Raw genomic sequence first — 16,536 nt, 5'->3', positions numbered from 1 at the left:
CCGGTGGGAAATGGGTCTGGCAAACGCTCACCTGTCCCAAAAACAAAACGGGCGCCCGAAGGCGCCCGCTTCTTCCTATGGCCTGTCAATCAGGCAGCAGATTACTTCCGCCAGATCGCAGCCAGTGCCGGGTCTTCCACGCCGCCTTCATATTTGCGCAGCTCGTGGCGGCCGACGACCATGTGATGGACTTCGTCCGGGCCATCAGCCAGGCGCAGGGTGCGCTGGTTGGCATACATGCGGGCGAGCGGCGTCCATTGGGAAACACCGGTGGCGCCATGGATCTGGATCGCCTGGTCGATGATCTGGCAGACGCGCTCGGGCACCATAGCTTTCACCATCGAAATCCAGATGCGGGCTTCCTTGTTGCCCAGCACATCCATCGCCTTGGCGGCTTTCAGCACCATCAGGCGCATCGCCTCAATCTCGATCCGCGCGCGGCTCACAATCTCGGTATTGCCGCCGAGCTTGATCAGCTGCTTGCCGAACGCCTCACGCGAGAGACCGCGAATGCACATCAGGTCGAGTGCTTTCTCAGCCGCGCCGAGCGAGCGCATGCAGTGGTGGATACGGCCAGGGCCAAGGCGCAGCTGCGAAATCTCGAAGCCGCGCCCTTCGCCAAGCAGCATGTTTTCCTTCGGCACACGGACGTTTTCGAAGCGCAGGTGCATGTGGCCATGGGGCGCATCCGGATCGCCGAAGACATGCATCGGACCAACGATGGTGACCCCGGGATGGGGCAGCGGCACAAGGATCTGCGACTGCTGGCGGTTCACATCCGGGCCGTTATTGGTCTTCACCATGCAGATCATGATGCGGCAGCGCGGATCGCCGGCGCCGGAGATGTAATATTTCTCGCCATTCAGCACCCACTCATCGCCTTCCAGAATAGCGCTCATCGAGACGTTCTTAGCGTCCGACGAGGCCATGCCCGGCTCAGTCATCACATAGGCGGAGCGGATTTTGCCTTCGAGCAGTGGCTTCAGCCACTGTTCCTTCTGGGCGGGCGTGCCGACGCGCTCGAGCACTTCCATATTGCCGGTGTCGGGGGCCGAACAGTTCATCGATTCAGACGCCAGCGGGCATTTGCCAAGCTCAGCGGCGATATAGGCATAGTCGAGGTTTTTCAGGCCCTCGCCGGTTTCGGCGTCGGGCAGGAAGAAGTTCCAGAGGCCCTGCTTCTTGGCCTCGTCCTTGGCTTTTTCCAGCGCTTCAAGCTGGCCGGGGGCATAAGACCAGATGTCCTTCTTGCCTTCGCCGAGACGTTCGAACTCCTCATACATCGGCTCGACGGTTTCGGCGATGAACCGCTTCACATGCTCGTAGAGCGGGCGGGCGCCTTCGGACATGCGCAGGTCGTTGAGCTCTTCAAGAGCGTCGGGGGTGCGTTGGGTATCAGCCATGGCTGTGTTTCCTCTCTGGATGGGTGTGCTTGTTTCTTTTCCCTGATTTCAGGGTAGCTGAGATGAGGGGGCGCGTGCAAATTCTTTCGCCCCCTCGTGAGGTGGGGAGAAATGCGCTAAGGCGCGGAGCATGAGCCCAATCACCGCCCTTGTCCTGCTGATCACCGTACTGATCACATCCTTCATCTCGGGCATTTTCGGCATGGCGGGCGGGTTGATCCTGATGGCCGTGCTGACCGCGATTGTGCCGGTGGCCACCGCCATGGTCGTTCACGGCGCGGTCCAGATGGTGTCCAATGGCTACCGCGCGATCCTCTGGCGCAAATATATCGACTGGGCGATCTTCCGCCGCTACGCGCTCGGCTCGGTTGCGGCGATCCTGCTTCTGTTCGCCATTTCCTGGCGCCCCGAAGCGACCGCCGTTTACCTGCTGCTGGCAGCCGCCGCCTTCACGGTATGGATTCCCAAGGCCTGGATCGACATTGACGTGCAGCGCCGGGGCCAGGCGGAAGTGGCCGGTTTCCTGCTGCAGGCCATGAATACGCTTGCCGGCGTTACCGGCCCGCTGCTGGATATCTTCTTCGCCCGCACCGTGATGGACCGGCGCGCTGTGGTGGCCACCAAGGCGATCACGCAGGTGTTTGCCCATCTGGTGAAGGTGGCCTTCTGGGGCTCGGCCCTCTGGGCGGCTGAAACGATGAGCTCCCTGCCCCCGCTCTGGTTCTTTGTGGCGGCCGTGCCGCTGTCCATGCTGGGCACGACGCTGGGCGGCAAGCTGCTGGAAAGAATGACGGATATCGACTTCCGCCGCTGGATGCGCCTGCTGGTCACCGCTGTCGGCCTGTTCATGCTCGCGCGCGCCGCCAGCTGGCTCTGAGCCAGCCAAACCGGCGCCGTCCGGCAGCGCTCCGGGGCATTCAGGCGGGGACATCCACATCACAATCGCGATAATGCGACGGCCATGACTATTCGGCTACTTTATTTTATGAAACAATATCATCACTCATCGTGATAACTCTCCTGTTCCTCCCACAGGCTGCCCATGAACCTCCGCGCGCTTGATCTCAATCTCCTCCCCGTGCTGGAGGCGATCTATGCCGAACGCAGCCTGACACGGGCGAGCGAGATGCTGCACATCACCCAGCCTGCCGTCAGCAACGCCCTCTCCCGCCTGCGCCTGCATTTTGAAGATCCCCTCTTCGTGCGTGAAGGCCGCGGCGTGAAACCCACCGCGATGACCGAAGCGCTGATGCCGGCCGTCCGCGAAGCGCTCGACAAGCTGCGCAACGGGCTGGAGCCGCGCTCGGTGTTTGAGCCCTCACGCTCCACCCGCGTCTTCAATATCTCCTGCCGCGATGCCAGCGCGCTGATCCTCGCCCCGCCCATTGCCCGCCGGCTGGAAACACAGGCCCCCGGCATCCGCATCGCCTGGAGCCAGCTTCACCGCTCGGCCATTTCCAGCGAGCTTGCTTCTGGCCGGCTGGACCTTGCCATCGACATCCAGGATCTGCGCGGGGCAGACCTTGAGCGCGTGCTGCTCTCGTCAACCGACTACACCTGTGTCCTGGCCGCCGATCACCCTCTTGCCCAGGCGCCGCTGACTGCCGAAGGCTTCTTCAGTATGCGCCATATCGCCGTTTCCAGCCGCCGGGAGGGGCGCAGCCTGATCGAGGAAATGGCGCGTTCCATGGGCCAGCGGATCACCCCGGTCCACCGCCTCCCGCATTACCAGCCGGCGCTGGAGATCGTCCGCTGCACCCGGCTTGCACTTGCCGCGCCCAAGCCCGTTGCGGCCGGGTCGGGCCTCGCCATGCTGGACCTGCCCTTTGAGTTCCACTCCCCCGGCTCGATGCTCTACTGGCACCGGGAGTTTGCCCAAGACCCGGCGCTCACCTGGCTGCGCGGCCTGATCCGGGACATCTCCGTCACGCTCTGAAGCCGGGTCAGGCCCGCCGGTATTCCTCGTCCCTTATCAGGGCGAGCCGGTCGCGCACGGTTTCGGGCTCATAGCCGAAGGCCTCCAGCGACATGCCCCCCATCTGAAGGCCGGATTCCACCGCTTCGGGCACCACATGCGCGGCCCCGGCTGCTTCCAGCTTGTCGGCATGTTCCCCGTCATGCGCGCGCGCCAGGATGAGGATCTCCGCATGCAGCCCCCGGGCACAGCGCACCATCGCCTCGGCCCGCGCCGGATCGTCCACGGTCACGATGAACTGATCGGCTTTGGAAATACCCGTCAGCGTAAGGATTTCCGGGCGCGAGGCATCGCCAACAAAGGCAGCAAGGCCGTCCAGCCGCGCGCGGTGGATCTTCTCCGGGTCGCGGTCGAGCGCCAGCAGAGTGACACCCTCCTGACGCAGCACATGCGCCACCGCCTGCCCCACCCGGCCATATCCGGCGAGGATCACATGGTTCTGCAGCTCTGCCGCCTCGGTCAGCGCCATCTCGCTCGTCGCCTGGCGCCGGGAGGGCCGCCCGGCCAGCCGCCGCCCGATATCGCCGAGCAGCGGGGTCAGCAACATCGAGAGCCCGGCGATTGCCGCTATGAAGGCGGCCAGTTCCGGCGTCACCGCCCCGCCTGCCTGCGCCGCCGTCAGCACGACGAACGCAAACTCTCCCGCCGGTGCCAGCAGCAGCGCCGCCTCCAGCGACACCGGATGGCCGCCGGCAAACACGCGGCAGGCAAGATAGGCAATCGCCACTTTCATGGCGATCAGCCCCGCCAGCGCCGCCAGGATCCAGCCGATCTGGCTGGCAATCTGCGGCAGGTTCAGGCCCATGCCCACCGTCATGAAAAAGAGGCCCAGCAGCAGCCCCTTGAAGGGCTCAAGGTCCACTTCGGTCTGGTGCTTGAACTCGGTCTCCCCCACCAGCAGCCCGGCCAGAAATGCGCCCAGCGCTACCGATAGCCCGGCGCTGTAAGTGATCGCGGCAGCGCCCACCACCGTCAGCAGGGTCAGCGCCATCAGGAAGTCCCGCCCGCCGCTCGCCGCCGCCAGGCGGAAGATCCGGTCCAACAGGAAGTTTCCGATCACCCAGATGATGGCAACGGCAATCAGTCCACGGATCAGCGCGTCCAGCAGCACCCCGCCAATATTGGCCCCGGTTTTCAGGGCGGCAAAGCCAACGAAGATCAGGATCGGCGCCACCATCATGTCCTGGAACAGCAGCACGCCCAGCGAGGTGCGCCCCACTGGCTGGGCTGCCCGCCGCTCCTCCACCAGCACCTGCATCACGATGGCCGTCGAGGAAAGCGCCAGCGCCAGGCCGATGATCATCGCCACCGCCAGATCGAGCCCCAGCGCCCAGCCCGCCGCCGCAATTGCCGCCGCGCTCAGCCCGGTCTGCACCGAGCCTGCCCCCAGCACCACCCGGCGCAGCGCCCAGAGGCGCTGGAAGGAAAACTCCACGCCCAGAAGGAACAGCAGGAACAGCACCCCCAGCTCGGCAAAGGGCAAGGCCGCTTCCGGTTCGGTAATCGAGAAATATTCCAGGATGGGGTAAGCCTGCGCAAAATGCCCGAGCGCAAACGGCCCCAGCGCGATCCCCGCCAGCATGAAGGCAATGATCGTCGGCATCTTCAGAAGCCGCAGCACCGGCACCAGAATGCCCGCCGCCAGCAGGAAGACCAGAAGATCCTTGATCAGGGTCGGGCTTGGCCCGTGTGCTACGCCATGTTCCATCGGCACCTGTCCCCTGTTTACCAGGTTAAGTAATGGCGCGCGGATGGCGCCTTGTCAGCCCCGGCGCTGCCGGAAGAAATCGCGCAGCAGATCTGCCGCCTCGGCCTCATGCAGCGGGTCCTGCCGCCATTCGGGCCGCCAATGGCAGGTCGGCTGCTCGAAGAAACGGGGCCCATGCATCACCGCCCCGCCCTTGATGTCCTGCGCCGCAAAGATCAGCCGCCCGATCCGCGCAAAGCTGATCGCCCCGGCGCACATCGCGCACGGCTCCAGCGTCACATAGAGGTCCAGCCCCGGCAGCCGGTAATTGCCGAGTTTCTGCGCCGCCGCGCGGATCGCCACGATCTCGGCATGGGCGCTGGGGTCATGGCTGGCGACGGGGTGGTTATACCCCTCACCCACAATCTCCCCCGTCTCCGGGTCCACAACCACCGCGCCCACAGGCACCTCGCCCGCAGCCGCCGCCATGCGGGCAAGTTCCACCGCGCGGGCCATGGGAAGGGTCATGCTAACTCCGCCGAAATACCAAGCTCACGCGCAGCCTCTGCCAGCCGGCGATCCCTTGTCCAGAGGGTTGCACCCGGCGTCAGAAGGCAGGAGGTCAGCAGATGTGCATCAGAATAACCAATGCCGCGCGCGTATAGCTGCTTCTGTTCGACCACCGACAGAACCTCCCCATGGGAAGCGGGGAACGCAGCCGGCAACGCCACAAGCATATCGAGAAACACCGCCCGCCCCTTGATAGAGCCGAGCGCAAGTTCGCCGGTCACATGTTGATGAACCAGAATCAGTCCGTCCGTGAGCAGCGTAACGAGACGGGCATCTGTCTTGTGCAGATGGTCAATCCAGACAGAAGTATCGGCGAGGATCAATACCGCCGCCGGGGCGCAGCCGCCGCTTTCGGATCACTCCCGCCCAGCAGCGCCAGCCGCCGCGCCGCTTCCCGCGCAATCAGCGCCTTGAGCGCCTCGCGGATCAGCGCGGGCTTTTCCTCAATGCCGGTCAGTTCTGCGGCTTTCGCCATCAGATCATCGTCCAGATTCAAGGTTGTTCGCATGACGGGCCGTCTCCATTGAGCATCATTTGTAGCATCAGATGATGCTCAATGTCGAGCGCCCCTCACCCCTCCAGCGTTGGCGCTATCAGGTCAATCGCCGGCTGGCGCGCCAGTTTCTTGTTCCGCCCATAGGCATAGGTCGCAATCGGCAGCAGGCGCTCTGCCTCGGCCATTGCCGCGCTCATCACCTCGCCCGGCTCCACCACCTGATCCACCCAGCCGACGGGCAGCGCCTCATCCGGCGTGTAGAGTTTCGCCTGCGCCAGCGCCTGCGTCAGATACATCGGATTGAGCCGTGCCCGCGGCAGCTCCACCCCAAAGCCCGGCAGCGTCATGCCGTTCACCGTCTCGTTCGCGCCGATCTTGTAGGCGCCGCGCGCCGCAATCCGGCTGTCCCCGCCCAGCAGGAGGAACGCCCCCATGGCAATCGCATGGCCCGTACACGCAATGACGATGGGCTTGTCAGAGGTAAACAGCCGGAAGGCCAGCTTGCCCCCGCCCATCACCAGCCTGCGCACCTGTTCCGGCTCGGACGAAGCGAGAAACTTGAGGTCAAACCCCGCCGAAAACCGCTCCGGCCGCCCGGCCAGCACGATCACCTTGGCTGACGCTTCCGCCTCATCCAGCGCCGCATTAACCGCGTCCAGCATGGTCAGGCTGATGGCGTTGGCCTTGCCATCATCCATGGTGATCACGGCAATCTCGTTCTCGAGTCTAACGCTGGCGGTCATCAGCGGCACATCTCCCTGGTTGAATCATAGATAAAACTCTAGTCAGAGTAGAAATCAAGCCTTCGCGTTGGGTCAGCAGGTGAGCGGTATTAGAAACAATGCGGCAGGCACAGAGAGCTGGACTACCGGCCAGATGCACAAGCTGAATTTGAACATACGCCAATCATTCAAAAGATGCCGATACAGGCCTGTTGGTGTCGCGCACTCAGGATTCTTTTTGATGAGCCAATTCATCAACCCCACTCCACCTCCACTAAGGTACGCTTGCATCAGACGGGCCGAAATATAATGCATCTGGGTTTTATGCGATGCACCTTGGAGCATGAGGTATTGTAAGAGCGCCGTCCCGATTTGAATTGCCCCCAATTGCAAGAAGGCAACAAAGTGCGCCGAAGTTAGAAAGCCTGCCCCACACGGCCGAAGGGTTCCCCAATTCCAGAATGCAGCGAGATAGACTACCGGTATCAGGACTGCGGCCAGCGCAAGCACACTCAGGAACCGCACAAAGGCAAGCGTGCCCATAAACCCAAACGCTTGCCGGGTACTCGATACTTCACCTGTAATGTCTGCAACAATTTCTTGCGGAACACCGCAGTCCAGCAATCGCTGCTTAAAGCTAGGAAACTCTCCCATCCCCTTCCAATTCCCGGCCAGCTCGAATATGTGCCCCAACCATGCGCATCATAGCCGGACAGCACAAGGGCCGCGCCCTCTCCGCCCCCAAGGGCATGACCACGCGGCCCACCAGCGACCGCACGCGCGAAAGCATTTTCAACATCCTCGCCCATGCGCCTTGGGCCCCGCCGCTGGAAGGCGCCCGCGTGATCGACCTCTTCGCCGGCTCCGGCGCGCTCGGCCTTGAGGCGATGAGCCGGGGCGCCGCTTTCTGCCTGTTCGTGGAGACAGACCACGGCGCGCGCGGCGCCATCCGAGACAATATCGAAGCGCTCGGCCTCTTCGGGAACACCCGGCTTCACCGCCGCTCGGCCACAGACCTTGGCGAGAAGCCCGCCGGCGTCGGCAGCCCGTTCACCCTAGCCTTCCTCGACCCGCCCTATCACAAGGGCCTCGTCGCCCCCGCGCTCGACTGCCTGATAAAAGGCGCCTGGCTCAGCGAGGACGCCATCGCCATGGTCGAAACCGGCTCAGATGAAGCCCTGATATTCCCCGGCTGGGAGGCCATCGACACGCGCGACTTCGGCGCCGCCCGCGTGCAATTCCTCAGGCGCGCCTAACCCACCAGATCACTCGTGATGCACTTCTTCACGCCACGCTCGATCTTGTTGGCATGGAAGGTTGCTCCGCCGCCCACCGGCCGGAACATATAGCCCTTGGGCGCGCGCTGCCCGCGAAAGCAGGAGGTGCCGGTGCCCGGATAGGTGAAACAGGCCTCGGCCTTGTCGGTCACCTCCAGCACGCCTTCAGACCGGTATCCCTCAAACTCATACAGCGTGCGCCCGCCAGGCTCGATACATTCGCTCCAGCGCTGCCCCGTCTGCACCACGATGCCGGACATCTGTATACCGAACAGCTCCGCCTTCATGGCGTCTGCCGTCAGCGGCTCGTTCCCCACAGGCTTGGGATCCCCCAGCGCGCTGCCCGCAACCAGCCCGCCCAAAAGAAGAGACATCAGAAAACGCTGCATGGACGTATCCTTTCCGCGCCAATTCTACTTCAAACTCCGGCGCGGCCAAGCTGGTTGTTCATCCGGGCGCGCAGTGCTCTCCTCCCCCGCGTGCGGGGGAGAATTGCAGCGTCCGCCCGGCGGGTCATCGCGGGGCGCTGCCTTATCCGCCTCACCCCTCCAGAAACTCTTTCCGTATATCAAAGCTCGACGTCTTCGTGCCCACATGTTGCGCGCAGCTCGCCAGCCACCGCTCTGCCGCGGCCCGCCCCCTGTCGCGCAGTTCCAGCAAAAACCGCCAGCGCGTCTCATATTTCGTCGCCATCCCATAGCTCAGCAGATCCTGCCCGCCGCGAATGGCGTGAACGTTCAGCCTACGGTATTTCTTCAGCATCGGCTCCTTCAACATCCCGTCATCAAGCAGCCGCTGCACAAAGGCGATCGCGCGCAGCTCGCCGATCAGCGAGGCATTGAAGCTGATCTCGTTCAGCCGCTCCTGAATTTCGGCGGCGCGCTTGGGCACGCCCGGCCGCACCAGCGGATTAAGCAGCACAAGGAGCACATCCTGAGGCGCGCCCGAATAGATCAGCGGAAAGAGGCTTGGATTGCCCATGAAGCCGCCATCCCAGAAAGCTTCCTCGCCAATTTCCACGGCCTGGAAGGTCTGCGGCAGGCAGGCCGAGGCCAGCACCGCGTCTGCGGTAATCTCATCCTTGGAGAAAACGCGCACCTTGCCCGTCTCCACATTCGTCGCCGAAAGGAAAAGCTTCAGGCCGGAGGCATGCACCGCCTCGAAATTCACCTGCCGCTCCACCACCCGGCGCAGCGGATTGAAGTTGAAGGGGTTGAAGTCATACGGGCTGGCAAAGTTCTGCCAGGCGCTCGCCATCTGGAAGCCTGCCGCGCCGAACACATTCATGCCCGCCCCGGCATCGGACACAGCCCGCCATACCTGCTCCAGCGAGGCACGCGCGCCTTCCGGCCCGCCCGCCGCGAGGCCCGCCGCATAAGCCACCGCATTGATCGCCCCGGCAGAGGTGGCCGAAATCGCCTCGATCGCCAGGCTCTCTTCCCCGCTCAGCCGGTCCAGAATGCCCCAGGTATAGGCGCCATGCGCGCCCCCGCCCTGCAGGGCCAGGCTGATCGGCCGCGCTTTCCCGTTGCCATTGGCTTTTGCCATGTTGCGGCTCCTTCCGGCTGCGCCTCCTCCCTGCTAACGGAGGAAGCTGACAATCACCACCCCCCACCCTTCCAGGAAACCGGATGTCCGCCAGCCCCGCCCGCACGCTGACCATTGATCATGCCGGTGCCCAGGGCGATGGCCGCGCGCGCGAGCAGGAACGCTGGGTGTCGGTGCCCTTTACCCTGCCCGGAGAGCGAGTGGAGGTCCGCGGCGAAGGCGACCGGCTGAAACTCGAACGGGTCCTCACCCCCTCGCCAGACCGGATCGCCCCGGCCTGCCGCCATTTCACCCGCTGCGGCGGCTGCACGCTTCAGCATATGGCGCCCGCGCCCTATGCCGCTTTCAAGCGCGATCTGATCATCCGCTCCCTGAAGGCTCGCGGGCTGGAGGCAGAGGTGGCCGGCACATGGGTCACCCCGCCTGCCTCCCGCCGCCGCGCCGCCTTCGCCGCGCGCAAATCTGGCAAGGCCGTCGCTCTCGGTTTCCATGGCCGCAAAAGCCATGATCTGATCGCGCTGGAAGAATGCCCCGTCCTGCGCCCGCCGATTGTCTCCGCTATCCCGAAGCTGAAAGACATCCTCGCCCTCCTCTTCACCGGCAAGGAAGAATTGAGCGTCCTCGTCACCGACACCGCCACGGGCCTGGACCTCCACATCACCGGCATTTCGAAAGAGGCCAAACCCCTCGCCCGCGCCGAGGCGAGCAGCGCGGCCCTGCGTGCCGGCTTTGCCCGCGTGTCGCTGGAGGGCGCAGACGTGCTGACCGAGCGCGCCCCGCGCATTCCCGTGGGCGCCGCCAGCCTCCTGCCCCCGCCCGGCGGCTTCCTTCAGGCCAGCGCCGAGGCTGAGGCTGAGATGGCCCGCCTCGTCCTCGCTCATCTCAGCGGCGCAAAGCACAGCGCAGACCTTTTCTCCGGTTGCGGAACATTTGCCCTGCGCCTGGCTGAGCATATGCCGGTCTATGCCGCCGAAAGCGGGCGCGCGGCCATCGGCGCCCTGCGCGCCGCCGCCAGCGCTGCGCCGGGCTTGCATCCGGTCACTGCCGAAGTGCGCGATCTCTTCCGCAACCCCGTCTCCGCGCCGGAACTTGCCCGGTTTGACGCCCTGGTGCTGGACCCAGCTCGCGCTGGCGCGGCCGCCCAGTGTGCCGAAATCGCAAAATCCGCCGTGCCGCGCGTGGCCTATGTCTCCTGCGACCCGGCCACCCTGGCGCGCGATCTGCGCACGCTGGCCGATGGCGGCTATCGCCTTCTGCGCGTTCATCCCATCGACCAGTTCCTCTGGTCGGCCCATGTCGAAGCCGTTGCGCTTCTGGAGAAGTCATGACCGCCCCGCCCTCCGCGCCCGCGCCCGGCCGCCCCACCCCCGCCGTCGGCACCGTCTGCTTCCGGGGAGACGACGTGCTGCTCATCCGGCGCGGCACGCCCCCGCTCGCCGGAGACTGGTCGCTCCCCGGGGGCCGTATCGAGTTTGGCGAACGTACCGAGGCCGCCGCCCTGCGCGAGTTGAAAGAAGAAACCGGGGTGGACGCCCGCCTCATTGGCCTGGTCGATGTGGTCGATGCCCTCTTCACCTCCCGCCGCTCGGGCGAGGTCGCGCGTCATTATGTATTATTTGATTTTGCCGCCGTCTGGGTCTCGGGCGATCCGTTCGCGGGCGATGATGCCGCCCACGCCGAATGGATCTCACCAGACCGCCTCGCCGCCCTGCCCCTCTGGGACGAGACCCGCCGGGTGATCGAAAAGGCCCGCGTGATGGCCGCCGGCCTCTGAAAAACGCCGCCCCATTGGTTCACCGTTGGAGTTTTTGCGCCATCGGTTGGAGGAATCGTTGGAGTTTTTTGCGGTCCTTATCCCCCATTTATTTCCCCTTGACGTCCACGGTTTGTTCCACCATGTTTTACTCATAGGAGGCAGTAATGTTCGGAAATTTCCATGTCCCAAATGGGCCAGAGCTTTTGAAAGCTGCCGATGGAAACCTCGGTCACCTTATTTTGGCCATTGAGTACATTCGCAAACAGCAATTGTGGCCAGGAAAGATTAAGCCTGAAAAGGTAAAGGACGCGATCGAGAGGCTACGCTTGGAGCGGGAAGCCGCTTAACCTTGTAGTTTCGGGAAGAGGGTTGTTGACGTGAGCAGCTTTGTTGTTGCTGTTCTACTGCTCAGCACACCCGGACTTTTGTTTGGCGTCGGCAAGAGAGTCATTAGTCGCGTCAATCAAAGGCAAGCGCGGGATATATTCGCTGCGCTAGGAGAAATCGTACTTTTTTCAATACCACTTGCATTCATCGTTTTGTGGTCGATCCAGCTTACGCTTCCTGACCAGTCACGTGACATGATGGTTTGGGCAAGAGGTTGGGATGGCTCGCTAGGTGCGATCCTGAATAGCGGGTTCGTGACAGAGTTTGCGATTGCACTGACTGGGGGCGCGGGCATCTCACTTCTGTTTGGGTTGATTTATGGCCCCCTTCGCAATTGGTTTTCATGGTTTGGGTTTGGAGTCCGGCTTCCATTGGAACGGCTCCTGACCGGCTTTCTCCCACCCGGAGCTTATGCGACCGTGATAACCACTACGACACTCGATGGCGGAGTAATTATATACAGGGGCTGGGTCGAAAGTCTTCAAATGAGCCCAGAAGGGAGCATCGATTTTATAGCGTTGAGTCGGCCGGAAAAGGCATTCCTGCGGGGCCCCGTGGTCGGCGCTCCCAAGGCTTCTCAGTTTACAGATATTGTAGAGGCGGAAGCACAGTTGAGGCATGCCCCGTCCTTGCTCATCATAGAATCTGAGGACATAGCGAACCTACTCCTCACAAAGGTTCCCGGCGCTGGGAAGTCGAACTGGCTAGAGGCTTGCCTATATGTCTTTTTCTGGCCGATCAGATGGATACTGAAATCACGCAAGCCGTTATTCTTTCGAAAATGACCCTTCCAAACTCTTGACCCGCCCCTGCGTCAGGTCTGTCTGTACGCTCCAGTCATCCAGAAGATACCAGGGAGGAATCAGGTTCATGGTCTACAAACCCTTCGATTTGAGCGGCAAGGTTTGCGTCGTCACCGGCGGCAACAAGGGCATCGGCCTCGGCATGGTGGAGGCCCTGGCCGCCTCGAACGCCGATGTGGTGATCTGGGGCCGCAAGACCGCCGACAATGACGCCGCCGTCAAATCCGCCACCGGTCTCGGCACTGGCAAGGTCAAGGCCTGGGCCGTCGATGTCGGCGAAGAGTCCCAGGTTATCAAGGCCATGAAAGAAGCCGAGGAAGAGTTCGGCCGCATCGATTGCTGCATTGCCAACGCCGGCGTCGGCCGGGGCGCGGCCTCCTTCGAGACGATGACGCTGGAGACCTGGGAATATAACGCCCGCATCAATTCCGTCGGCGCCTTCTTCACCCTGCGCGAAGCGGCCAAGTCGATGGTCGCCCGCGCCAAGGCTGGCGACCTCGGCGGCAGCCTCGTCGGCACCGCCTCCCTCGCCGGCATCGAAGGCGCTGGCCGCAACCAGGCCTATGCCCACACCAAAGGCGGCCTAATCGCCATGATGAACGCCTGCGCCGTCGAATATGGCCGCTACGGAATCCGCGCCAATTCCATCCTTCCCGGCTGGATTGCCACAGATATGACGGAAGGCGCCCAGGGCAATGATGTGTTCCAGACGAAAGTGATTTCCCGCGTCCCCATTCGCCGCTGGGGCGAGCCGGCAGACTTTGGCGGGATGGCCGTTTACCTTGCCTCCGACGCCTCGAAATACCATTCGGGCGACACGCTGGTCATCGACGGCGGCTACGCCAAGTTCTGATTCGCCTTTCCGGCGCGGGGGCTATCCTCGCGCCGCCAGGCGATCCGTATGGGAATTAACCACAAAAGAAAAAGGCCGCCTCCCGAGGGAAGCGGCCTTATCTTTTTAGCCGATCAAGCCGGCCCGCAGGTTACTGCGGAGCAACTTCTTCGACAGCTTCTTCGGTCGCTTCAGCAGCTTCTTCAGCAGCGCCTTCGACAGCGTCAGCAGCTTCGACAGCAGCTTCTTCAGTTGCTTCGTATGCTTCGACGACTGCTTCTTCAGTGGCTTCGCCAGCTTCAGCAGCAGCTTCTTCGACGGTCGCCGGCTCAGCTGCCGGAGCAGCTTCTTCGGTTGCGCCGCAAGCGGCCAGAACGAGCGCAGCAGCGCCGATCAGGAACAGATTTTTCATGTGGTAGTACCCCTGTTGTGTTCTTGCGAACGGCCGGTGCTTTAGCACCATTGTCCCGTTACTGAAAGTTCATTCTTCAGATCGGAAAGGTCTTTCGCGGGTTGGTTACGGAAAAGCCCCCTCCCGCTACGGGAAGGGGCGATTATCGCAATCTTTGCCTGCTTATTCAGCAGTCTCGTCAGCGGCTTCTTCAGCTTCTTCGGCCGCCTCTTCGGCAACATCAGCAGCTTCTTCAGCTTCATCGGCGGCTTCTTCAGCCACTTCAGCAGTTTCCTCAGCAGCCTCTTCAGCAACTTCAGCGGCTTCTGCGGCTGCTTCGGCTTCAACCGGCGGTTCGGCGGCAAAGGCCACACCGGCGACAAAAGCTGCAGCGGCAACACCTGCGAAAAGTTTCTTCATAAGAGCTTCCCCTCTTAAAGTTTATTGTCTGATGACACCCGTTACCCGGATCAACCCGGCCAACGTCCAAAACTCTGGCGGGCGATCACGGCCAGATTGCGGCAAAGTGGCGGCAAAAAAGGCAAGATTGGCACTTCGCTTCTGCTCTTGCGTTGACGCTGGGGCGGCGGTTTAGCCCTCAACCCAAGCATTCGCTCCGGTAAAGGGACTAAGAAGATGGCCATCAAGACACGCCTTACTGATCTGCTGAAAGTTCAGCATCCAATCATGCTCGCCGGTATGGGCGGGGTTTCCTATGCGGAAGTCTGCGCGGCCATGTGCAATGCAGGCGGATATGGCGTGCTCGGCATGGCCGGCACCTCGCCGGATTTCATTGCCGGGCAGATGAAAAAGGTGCGCCAGCTGACCGACAAGCCGTTCGGCGTCGACCTTCTGGCCGCCAGCCCCGAAAGCCTCGAAGAATCGGTTGATGTCATCATCAATGGCGGGGCCGATTCCTTCGTCGCCGGCCTCGGCGTGCCGATGCCGATCATGGAACGCCTGAAAAAGGCGGGCCTGAAAGTCATGGTCGTTGGCGGCGCTGTCAAACATGCCATCAAGGCCGAGCAGGCCGGATGCGACGCCGTGATCCTGCAGGGCGGTGAAGGCGGCGGCCATACCGGTCTCGTCGGCACCCTGCCGCTCGTTGCCCAGGCCGTCGAAGCGGTGAAGATCCCGGTCATTGCCGCAGGCGGCATCTATGATGGCCGCGGCCTTGCCGCCTCCCTCGCGCTGGGCGCCCAGGGCGTCTGGATGGGCACCCGCTTCATCGCCTCGGCCGAAGCGCACGCCGCCAACATGTACAAAGACGCCGTCGTCACCGCAGACGACACCGACACCACCCGCACCCGCTGCTATTCGGGCAAGCCGATGCGCTGCCGCACGAACGACTATATCAATGACTGGGAAAGCCGCCCGCAGGACATTAAGCCCTTCCCCTTCCAGGCGATCCACTCCACCAAGACCGGTGTTATCGGCGGCATCGGGGGGATTACGGACGAAGCGAAACTCTCGATGGACAAGTCCTGCTTCGCCATGGGCCAGTCGGCCGGCGGCGTGAAGGAAGTGAAGCCTGTTGCCGAAATCGTTGCCGACATCATGCGCGACGCCGAAGCCGCCATCGACCGCATGTCAGCGCTCCGCATGAAGACGACAGCCTGATCTCTTCAGGGCGCGGCGGGCCTAAAGCCAGCCGCGCCATTTGAAGAACTGGTAAGGCACGATGGCCGAGAGGATCATCAGGCCAATCGCCATCGGATAGCCATAAGGCCAGGAAAGCTCCGGCATGTGCGCGAAGTTCATGCCGTAGATCGACGCAATCAGCGTCGGCGGCAGGAACACGACTGCCGCCACCGAGAAAATCTTGATAATGCCCGTCTGCTCGATATTGATCATGCCGAGCGTGGCATCGAGCAGAAAGTTGATCTTCTGTGTCAGGAAAGTTGTGTGATCGCTCAGCGACTGCACATCGCGCGACAGGGTTCGGATGCGGCCTTCATATTCCTTGCCCGGCTTGCGGCTGGCGGCAATTTCGGCCCCGAAGGCCAGCAACCGCTGAAAGGACACCAGGCTTTCGCGCACCTTGGACAAGAGATCCCCCTTGCGGCCAATATGTTCGAGTACGGACTGGTAATTGCGCGGCTTGCGCTTTTCCGGCTTCGCAGGGTTCCTCGCTGGCGCAGCCTCTTTCGCTTGGGGCTGCGGGATAGCGAAAATATTGTCGGAGAGATCGTCCAGCTCGTGCCCCGTCCGCTCAAGCACATCCCCGATCCGCTCGATCAGCCCTTCCAGAAGTCCGGTCACCACGCCGTCGGCGGTATAGGTCGCGTTTTTCTGGCAGCGCGCAATAAAAGCATCGATGGAACGCGGCTCGGCATAGCGCACGGTCACCAGCTGCTCCCCCTTCAGAATGAAGGTGATGGGAGAGAGCAGCACATTGTCCCCATCGGTGTGCGATAGCATCATGGTGGTCATGAAGGGAGCACCATCCTCCGTGTAGAGACGGCTGGACACTTCAATCTCGCTCATTTCCTCAATGGTTGGCACATCAATGCCAAGCGCGCGCTCAACGGCGCTCTCTTCGTCCCTGCTCGGCCGCAGGATATCCACCCAGACGGCTCCATCCAGATGCTCAAGCGTATCGCCGGACTGGACGAAGCGGCCATCGATATTGGTGAAGGTGCGGATCATGGGCGGCCCCTGGAACTGGTCCGCCCATGTCTGCGCAAAG

General features: G+C 62.7%; 21 protein-coding genes. 9 read left to right on the top strand and 12 right to left on the bottom strand.

Annotation, left to right across the window (positions count from 1 at the left end):
- Positions 1-101: 101 nt before the first annotated feature.
- Entirely contained in the window at positions 102-1,403 is a 1,302-nt protein-coding gene (locus ACQKI2_RS14035; RefSeq protein ID WP_427380227.1) for an acyl-CoA dehydrogenase family protein, read from the bottom strand.
- 130 nt (positions 1,404-1,533) lie between these two features.
- Between ACQKI2_RS14035 and ACQKI2_RS14030 the strand changes: the two genes are divergently transcribed.
- Together ACQKI2_RS14030 and ACQKI2_RS14025 are read left to right on the top strand one after the other, a co-directional pair.
- Positions 1,534-2,280 carry a TSUP family transporter gene (locus ACQKI2_RS14030; RefSeq protein WP_427380226.1) on the top strand — a complete coding sequence of 249 codons (747 nt, stop codon included), beginning with the start codon at positions 1,534-1,536 and terminating at the stop codon, positions 2,278-2,280.
- Positions 2,281-2,445: 165 nt separating this feature from the next.
- On the top strand, positions 2,446-3,339 hold the full coding sequence (locus ACQKI2_RS14025; RefSeq protein WP_427380225.1) for a LysR substrate-binding domain-containing protein: 894 nt from the start codon (positions 2,446-2,448) through the stop codon (positions 3,337-3,339).
- Between the two features lie 7 nt (positions 3,340-3,346).
- Here the strand turns inward: ACQKI2_RS14025 and ACQKI2_RS14020 are convergent, their stop codons facing one another.
- The 6 genes from ACQKI2_RS14020 to ACQKI2_RS13995 form a co-directional block, all read right to left on the bottom strand.
- On the bottom strand, positions 3,347-5,086 hold the full coding sequence (locus ACQKI2_RS14020) for a cation:proton antiporter (RefSeq protein ID WP_427380224.1): 1,740 nt from the start codon (positions 5,084-5,086) through the stop codon (positions 3,347-3,349).
- 54 nt (positions 5,087-5,140) lie between these two features.
- Positions 5,141-5,581, bottom strand: coding sequence for a nucleoside deaminase (locus ACQKI2_RS14015; RefSeq protein WP_427380287.1), 441 nt, complete (start codon positions 5,579-5,581; stop codon positions 5,141-5,143).
- Between the two features lie 8 nt (positions 5,582-5,589).
- Positions 5,590-5,958: a type II toxin-antitoxin system VapC family toxin gene (locus ACQKI2_RS14010; RefSeq protein WP_427380223.1), complete on the bottom strand. Its 369-nt coding sequence runs from the start codon at positions 5,956-5,958 to the stop codon at positions 5,590-5,592.
- The gene (locus tag ACQKI2_RS14005; protein ID WP_427380222.1) at positions 5,955-6,143 is read right to left on the bottom strand and encodes a type II toxin-antitoxin system VapB family antitoxin; all 189 of its coding nucleotides are present in this window, start codon (positions 6,141-6,143) and stop codon (positions 5,955-5,957) included. The genes ACQKI2_RS14010 and ACQKI2_RS14005 overlap by 4 nt, the downstream gene beginning before the upstream one ends.
- Positions 6,144-6,205: 62 nt before the next feature.
- Positions 6,206-6,874: a crotonase/enoyl-CoA hydratase family protein gene (locus tag ACQKI2_RS14000; protein WP_427380221.1), complete on the bottom strand. Its 669-nt coding sequence runs from the start codon at positions 6,872-6,874 to the stop codon at positions 6,206-6,208.
- Between the two features lie 72 nt (positions 6,875-6,946).
- Positions 6,947-7,507, bottom strand: coding sequence for a hypothetical protein (locus ACQKI2_RS13995; RefSeq protein WP_427380220.1), 561 nt, complete (start codon positions 7,505-7,507; stop codon positions 6,947-6,949).
- Positions 7,508-7,548: 41 nt separating this feature from the next.
- Between ACQKI2_RS13995 and rsmD the strand changes: the two genes are divergently transcribed.
- The gene (gene rsmD / locus ACQKI2_RS13990) at positions 7,549-8,109 is read left to right on the top strand and encodes a 16S rRNA (guanine(966)-N(2))-methyltransferase RsmD (protein ID WP_427380219.1); all 561 of its coding nucleotides are present in this window, start codon (positions 7,549-7,551) and stop codon (positions 8,107-8,109) included.
- On the opposite strand, the gene ACQKI2_RS13985 is transcribed toward rsmD, so the two are convergent.
- Together ACQKI2_RS13985 and ACQKI2_RS13980 are read right to left on the bottom strand one after the other, a co-directional pair.
- Entirely contained in the window at positions 8,106-8,519 is a 414-nt protein-coding gene (locus ACQKI2_RS13985; RefSeq protein ID WP_427380218.1) for a hypothetical protein, read from the bottom strand. The two genes, rsmD and ACQKI2_RS13985, sit on opposite strands and share 4 nt — an antisense overlap.
- A gap of 151 nt (positions 8,520-8,670) precedes the next feature.
- Positions 8,671-9,678: a patatin-like phospholipase family protein gene (locus ACQKI2_RS13980; protein ID WP_427380217.1), complete on the bottom strand. Its 1,008-nt coding sequence runs from the start codon at positions 9,676-9,678 to the stop codon at positions 8,671-8,673.
- 83 nt (positions 9,679-9,761) lie between these two features.
- Here ACQKI2_RS13980 and ACQKI2_RS13975 point away from each other — a divergent pair, with 83 nt between their 5' ends.
- The 5 genes from ACQKI2_RS13975 (at position 9,762) to ACQKI2_RS13955 (ending at position 13,477) form a co-directional block, all read left to right on the top strand.
- Positions 9,762-11,006 carry a class I SAM-dependent RNA methyltransferase gene (locus ACQKI2_RS13975; RefSeq protein WP_427380216.1) on the top strand — a complete coding sequence of 415 codons (1,245 nt, stop codon included), beginning with the start codon at positions 9,762-9,764 and terminating at the stop codon, positions 11,004-11,006.
- Entirely contained in the window at positions 11,003-11,452 is a 450-nt protein-coding gene (locus ACQKI2_RS13970) for an NUDIX hydrolase (protein ID WP_427380215.1), read from the top strand. The genes ACQKI2_RS13975 and ACQKI2_RS13970 overlap by 4 nt, the downstream gene beginning before the upstream one ends.
- Positions 11,453-11,598: 146 nt before the next feature.
- On the top strand, positions 11,599-11,781 hold the full coding sequence (locus ACQKI2_RS13965) for a hypothetical protein (RefSeq protein ID WP_427380214.1): 183 nt from the start codon (positions 11,599-11,601) through the stop codon (positions 11,779-11,781).
- Between the two features lie 30 nt (positions 11,782-11,811).
- Positions 11,812-12,606, top strand: coding sequence for a hypothetical protein (locus tag ACQKI2_RS13960; protein ID WP_427380213.1), 795 nt, complete (start codon positions 11,812-11,814; stop codon positions 12,604-12,606).
- A gap of 85 nt (positions 12,607-12,691) precedes the next feature.
- Positions 12,692-13,477, top strand: coding sequence for an SDR family NAD(P)-dependent oxidoreductase (locus ACQKI2_RS13955; RefSeq protein ID WP_427380212.1), 786 nt, complete (start codon positions 12,692-12,694; stop codon positions 13,475-13,477).
- 130 nt (positions 13,478-13,607) lie between these two features.
- On the opposite strand, the gene ACQKI2_RS13950 is transcribed toward ACQKI2_RS13955, so the two are convergent.
- The gene (locus ACQKI2_RS13950; protein WP_035598252.1) at positions 13,608-13,868 is read right to left on the bottom strand and encodes a hypothetical protein; all 261 of its coding nucleotides are present in this window, start codon (positions 13,866-13,868) and stop codon (positions 13,608-13,610) included.
- A gap of 162 nt (positions 13,869-14,030) precedes the next feature.
- The gene (locus ACQKI2_RS13945) at positions 14,031-14,267 is read right to left on the bottom strand and encodes a hypothetical protein (RefSeq protein WP_427380211.1); all 237 of its coding nucleotides are present in this window, start codon (positions 14,265-14,267) and stop codon (positions 14,031-14,033) included.
- Between the two features lie 216 nt (positions 14,268-14,483).
- On the opposite strand from ACQKI2_RS13945, the gene ACQKI2_RS13940 reads away from it, so the two are divergent.
- Positions 14,484-15,467, top strand: a complete 984-nt coding sequence (locus tag ACQKI2_RS13940) for an NAD(P)H-dependent flavin oxidoreductase (protein ID WP_427380210.1) — start codon at positions 14,484-14,486, stop codon at positions 15,465-15,467.
- A 21-nt stretch (positions 15,468-15,488) separates the two neighbouring features.
- Here ACQKI2_RS13940 and ACQKI2_RS13935 read toward each other — a convergent pair whose 3' ends face one another.
- Positions 15,489-16,496, bottom strand: a complete 1,008-nt coding sequence (locus tag ACQKI2_RS13935) for a magnesium transporter CorA family protein (protein ID WP_427380209.1) — start codon at positions 16,494-16,496, stop codon at positions 15,489-15,491.
- Between the last annotated feature and the right edge of the window lie 40 nt (positions 16,497-16,536).

The sequence above is a fragment of the Hyphomonas sp. NPDC076881 genome (genome assembly GCF_050269995.1).
Classification (GTDB): domain Bacteria; phylum Pseudomonadota; class Alphaproteobacteria; order Caulobacterales; family Hyphomonadaceae; genus Hyphomonas.
Note: the sequence above shows the minus strand (reverse complement) of the source record. Positions and strands in the feature narration are given on the sequence as shown.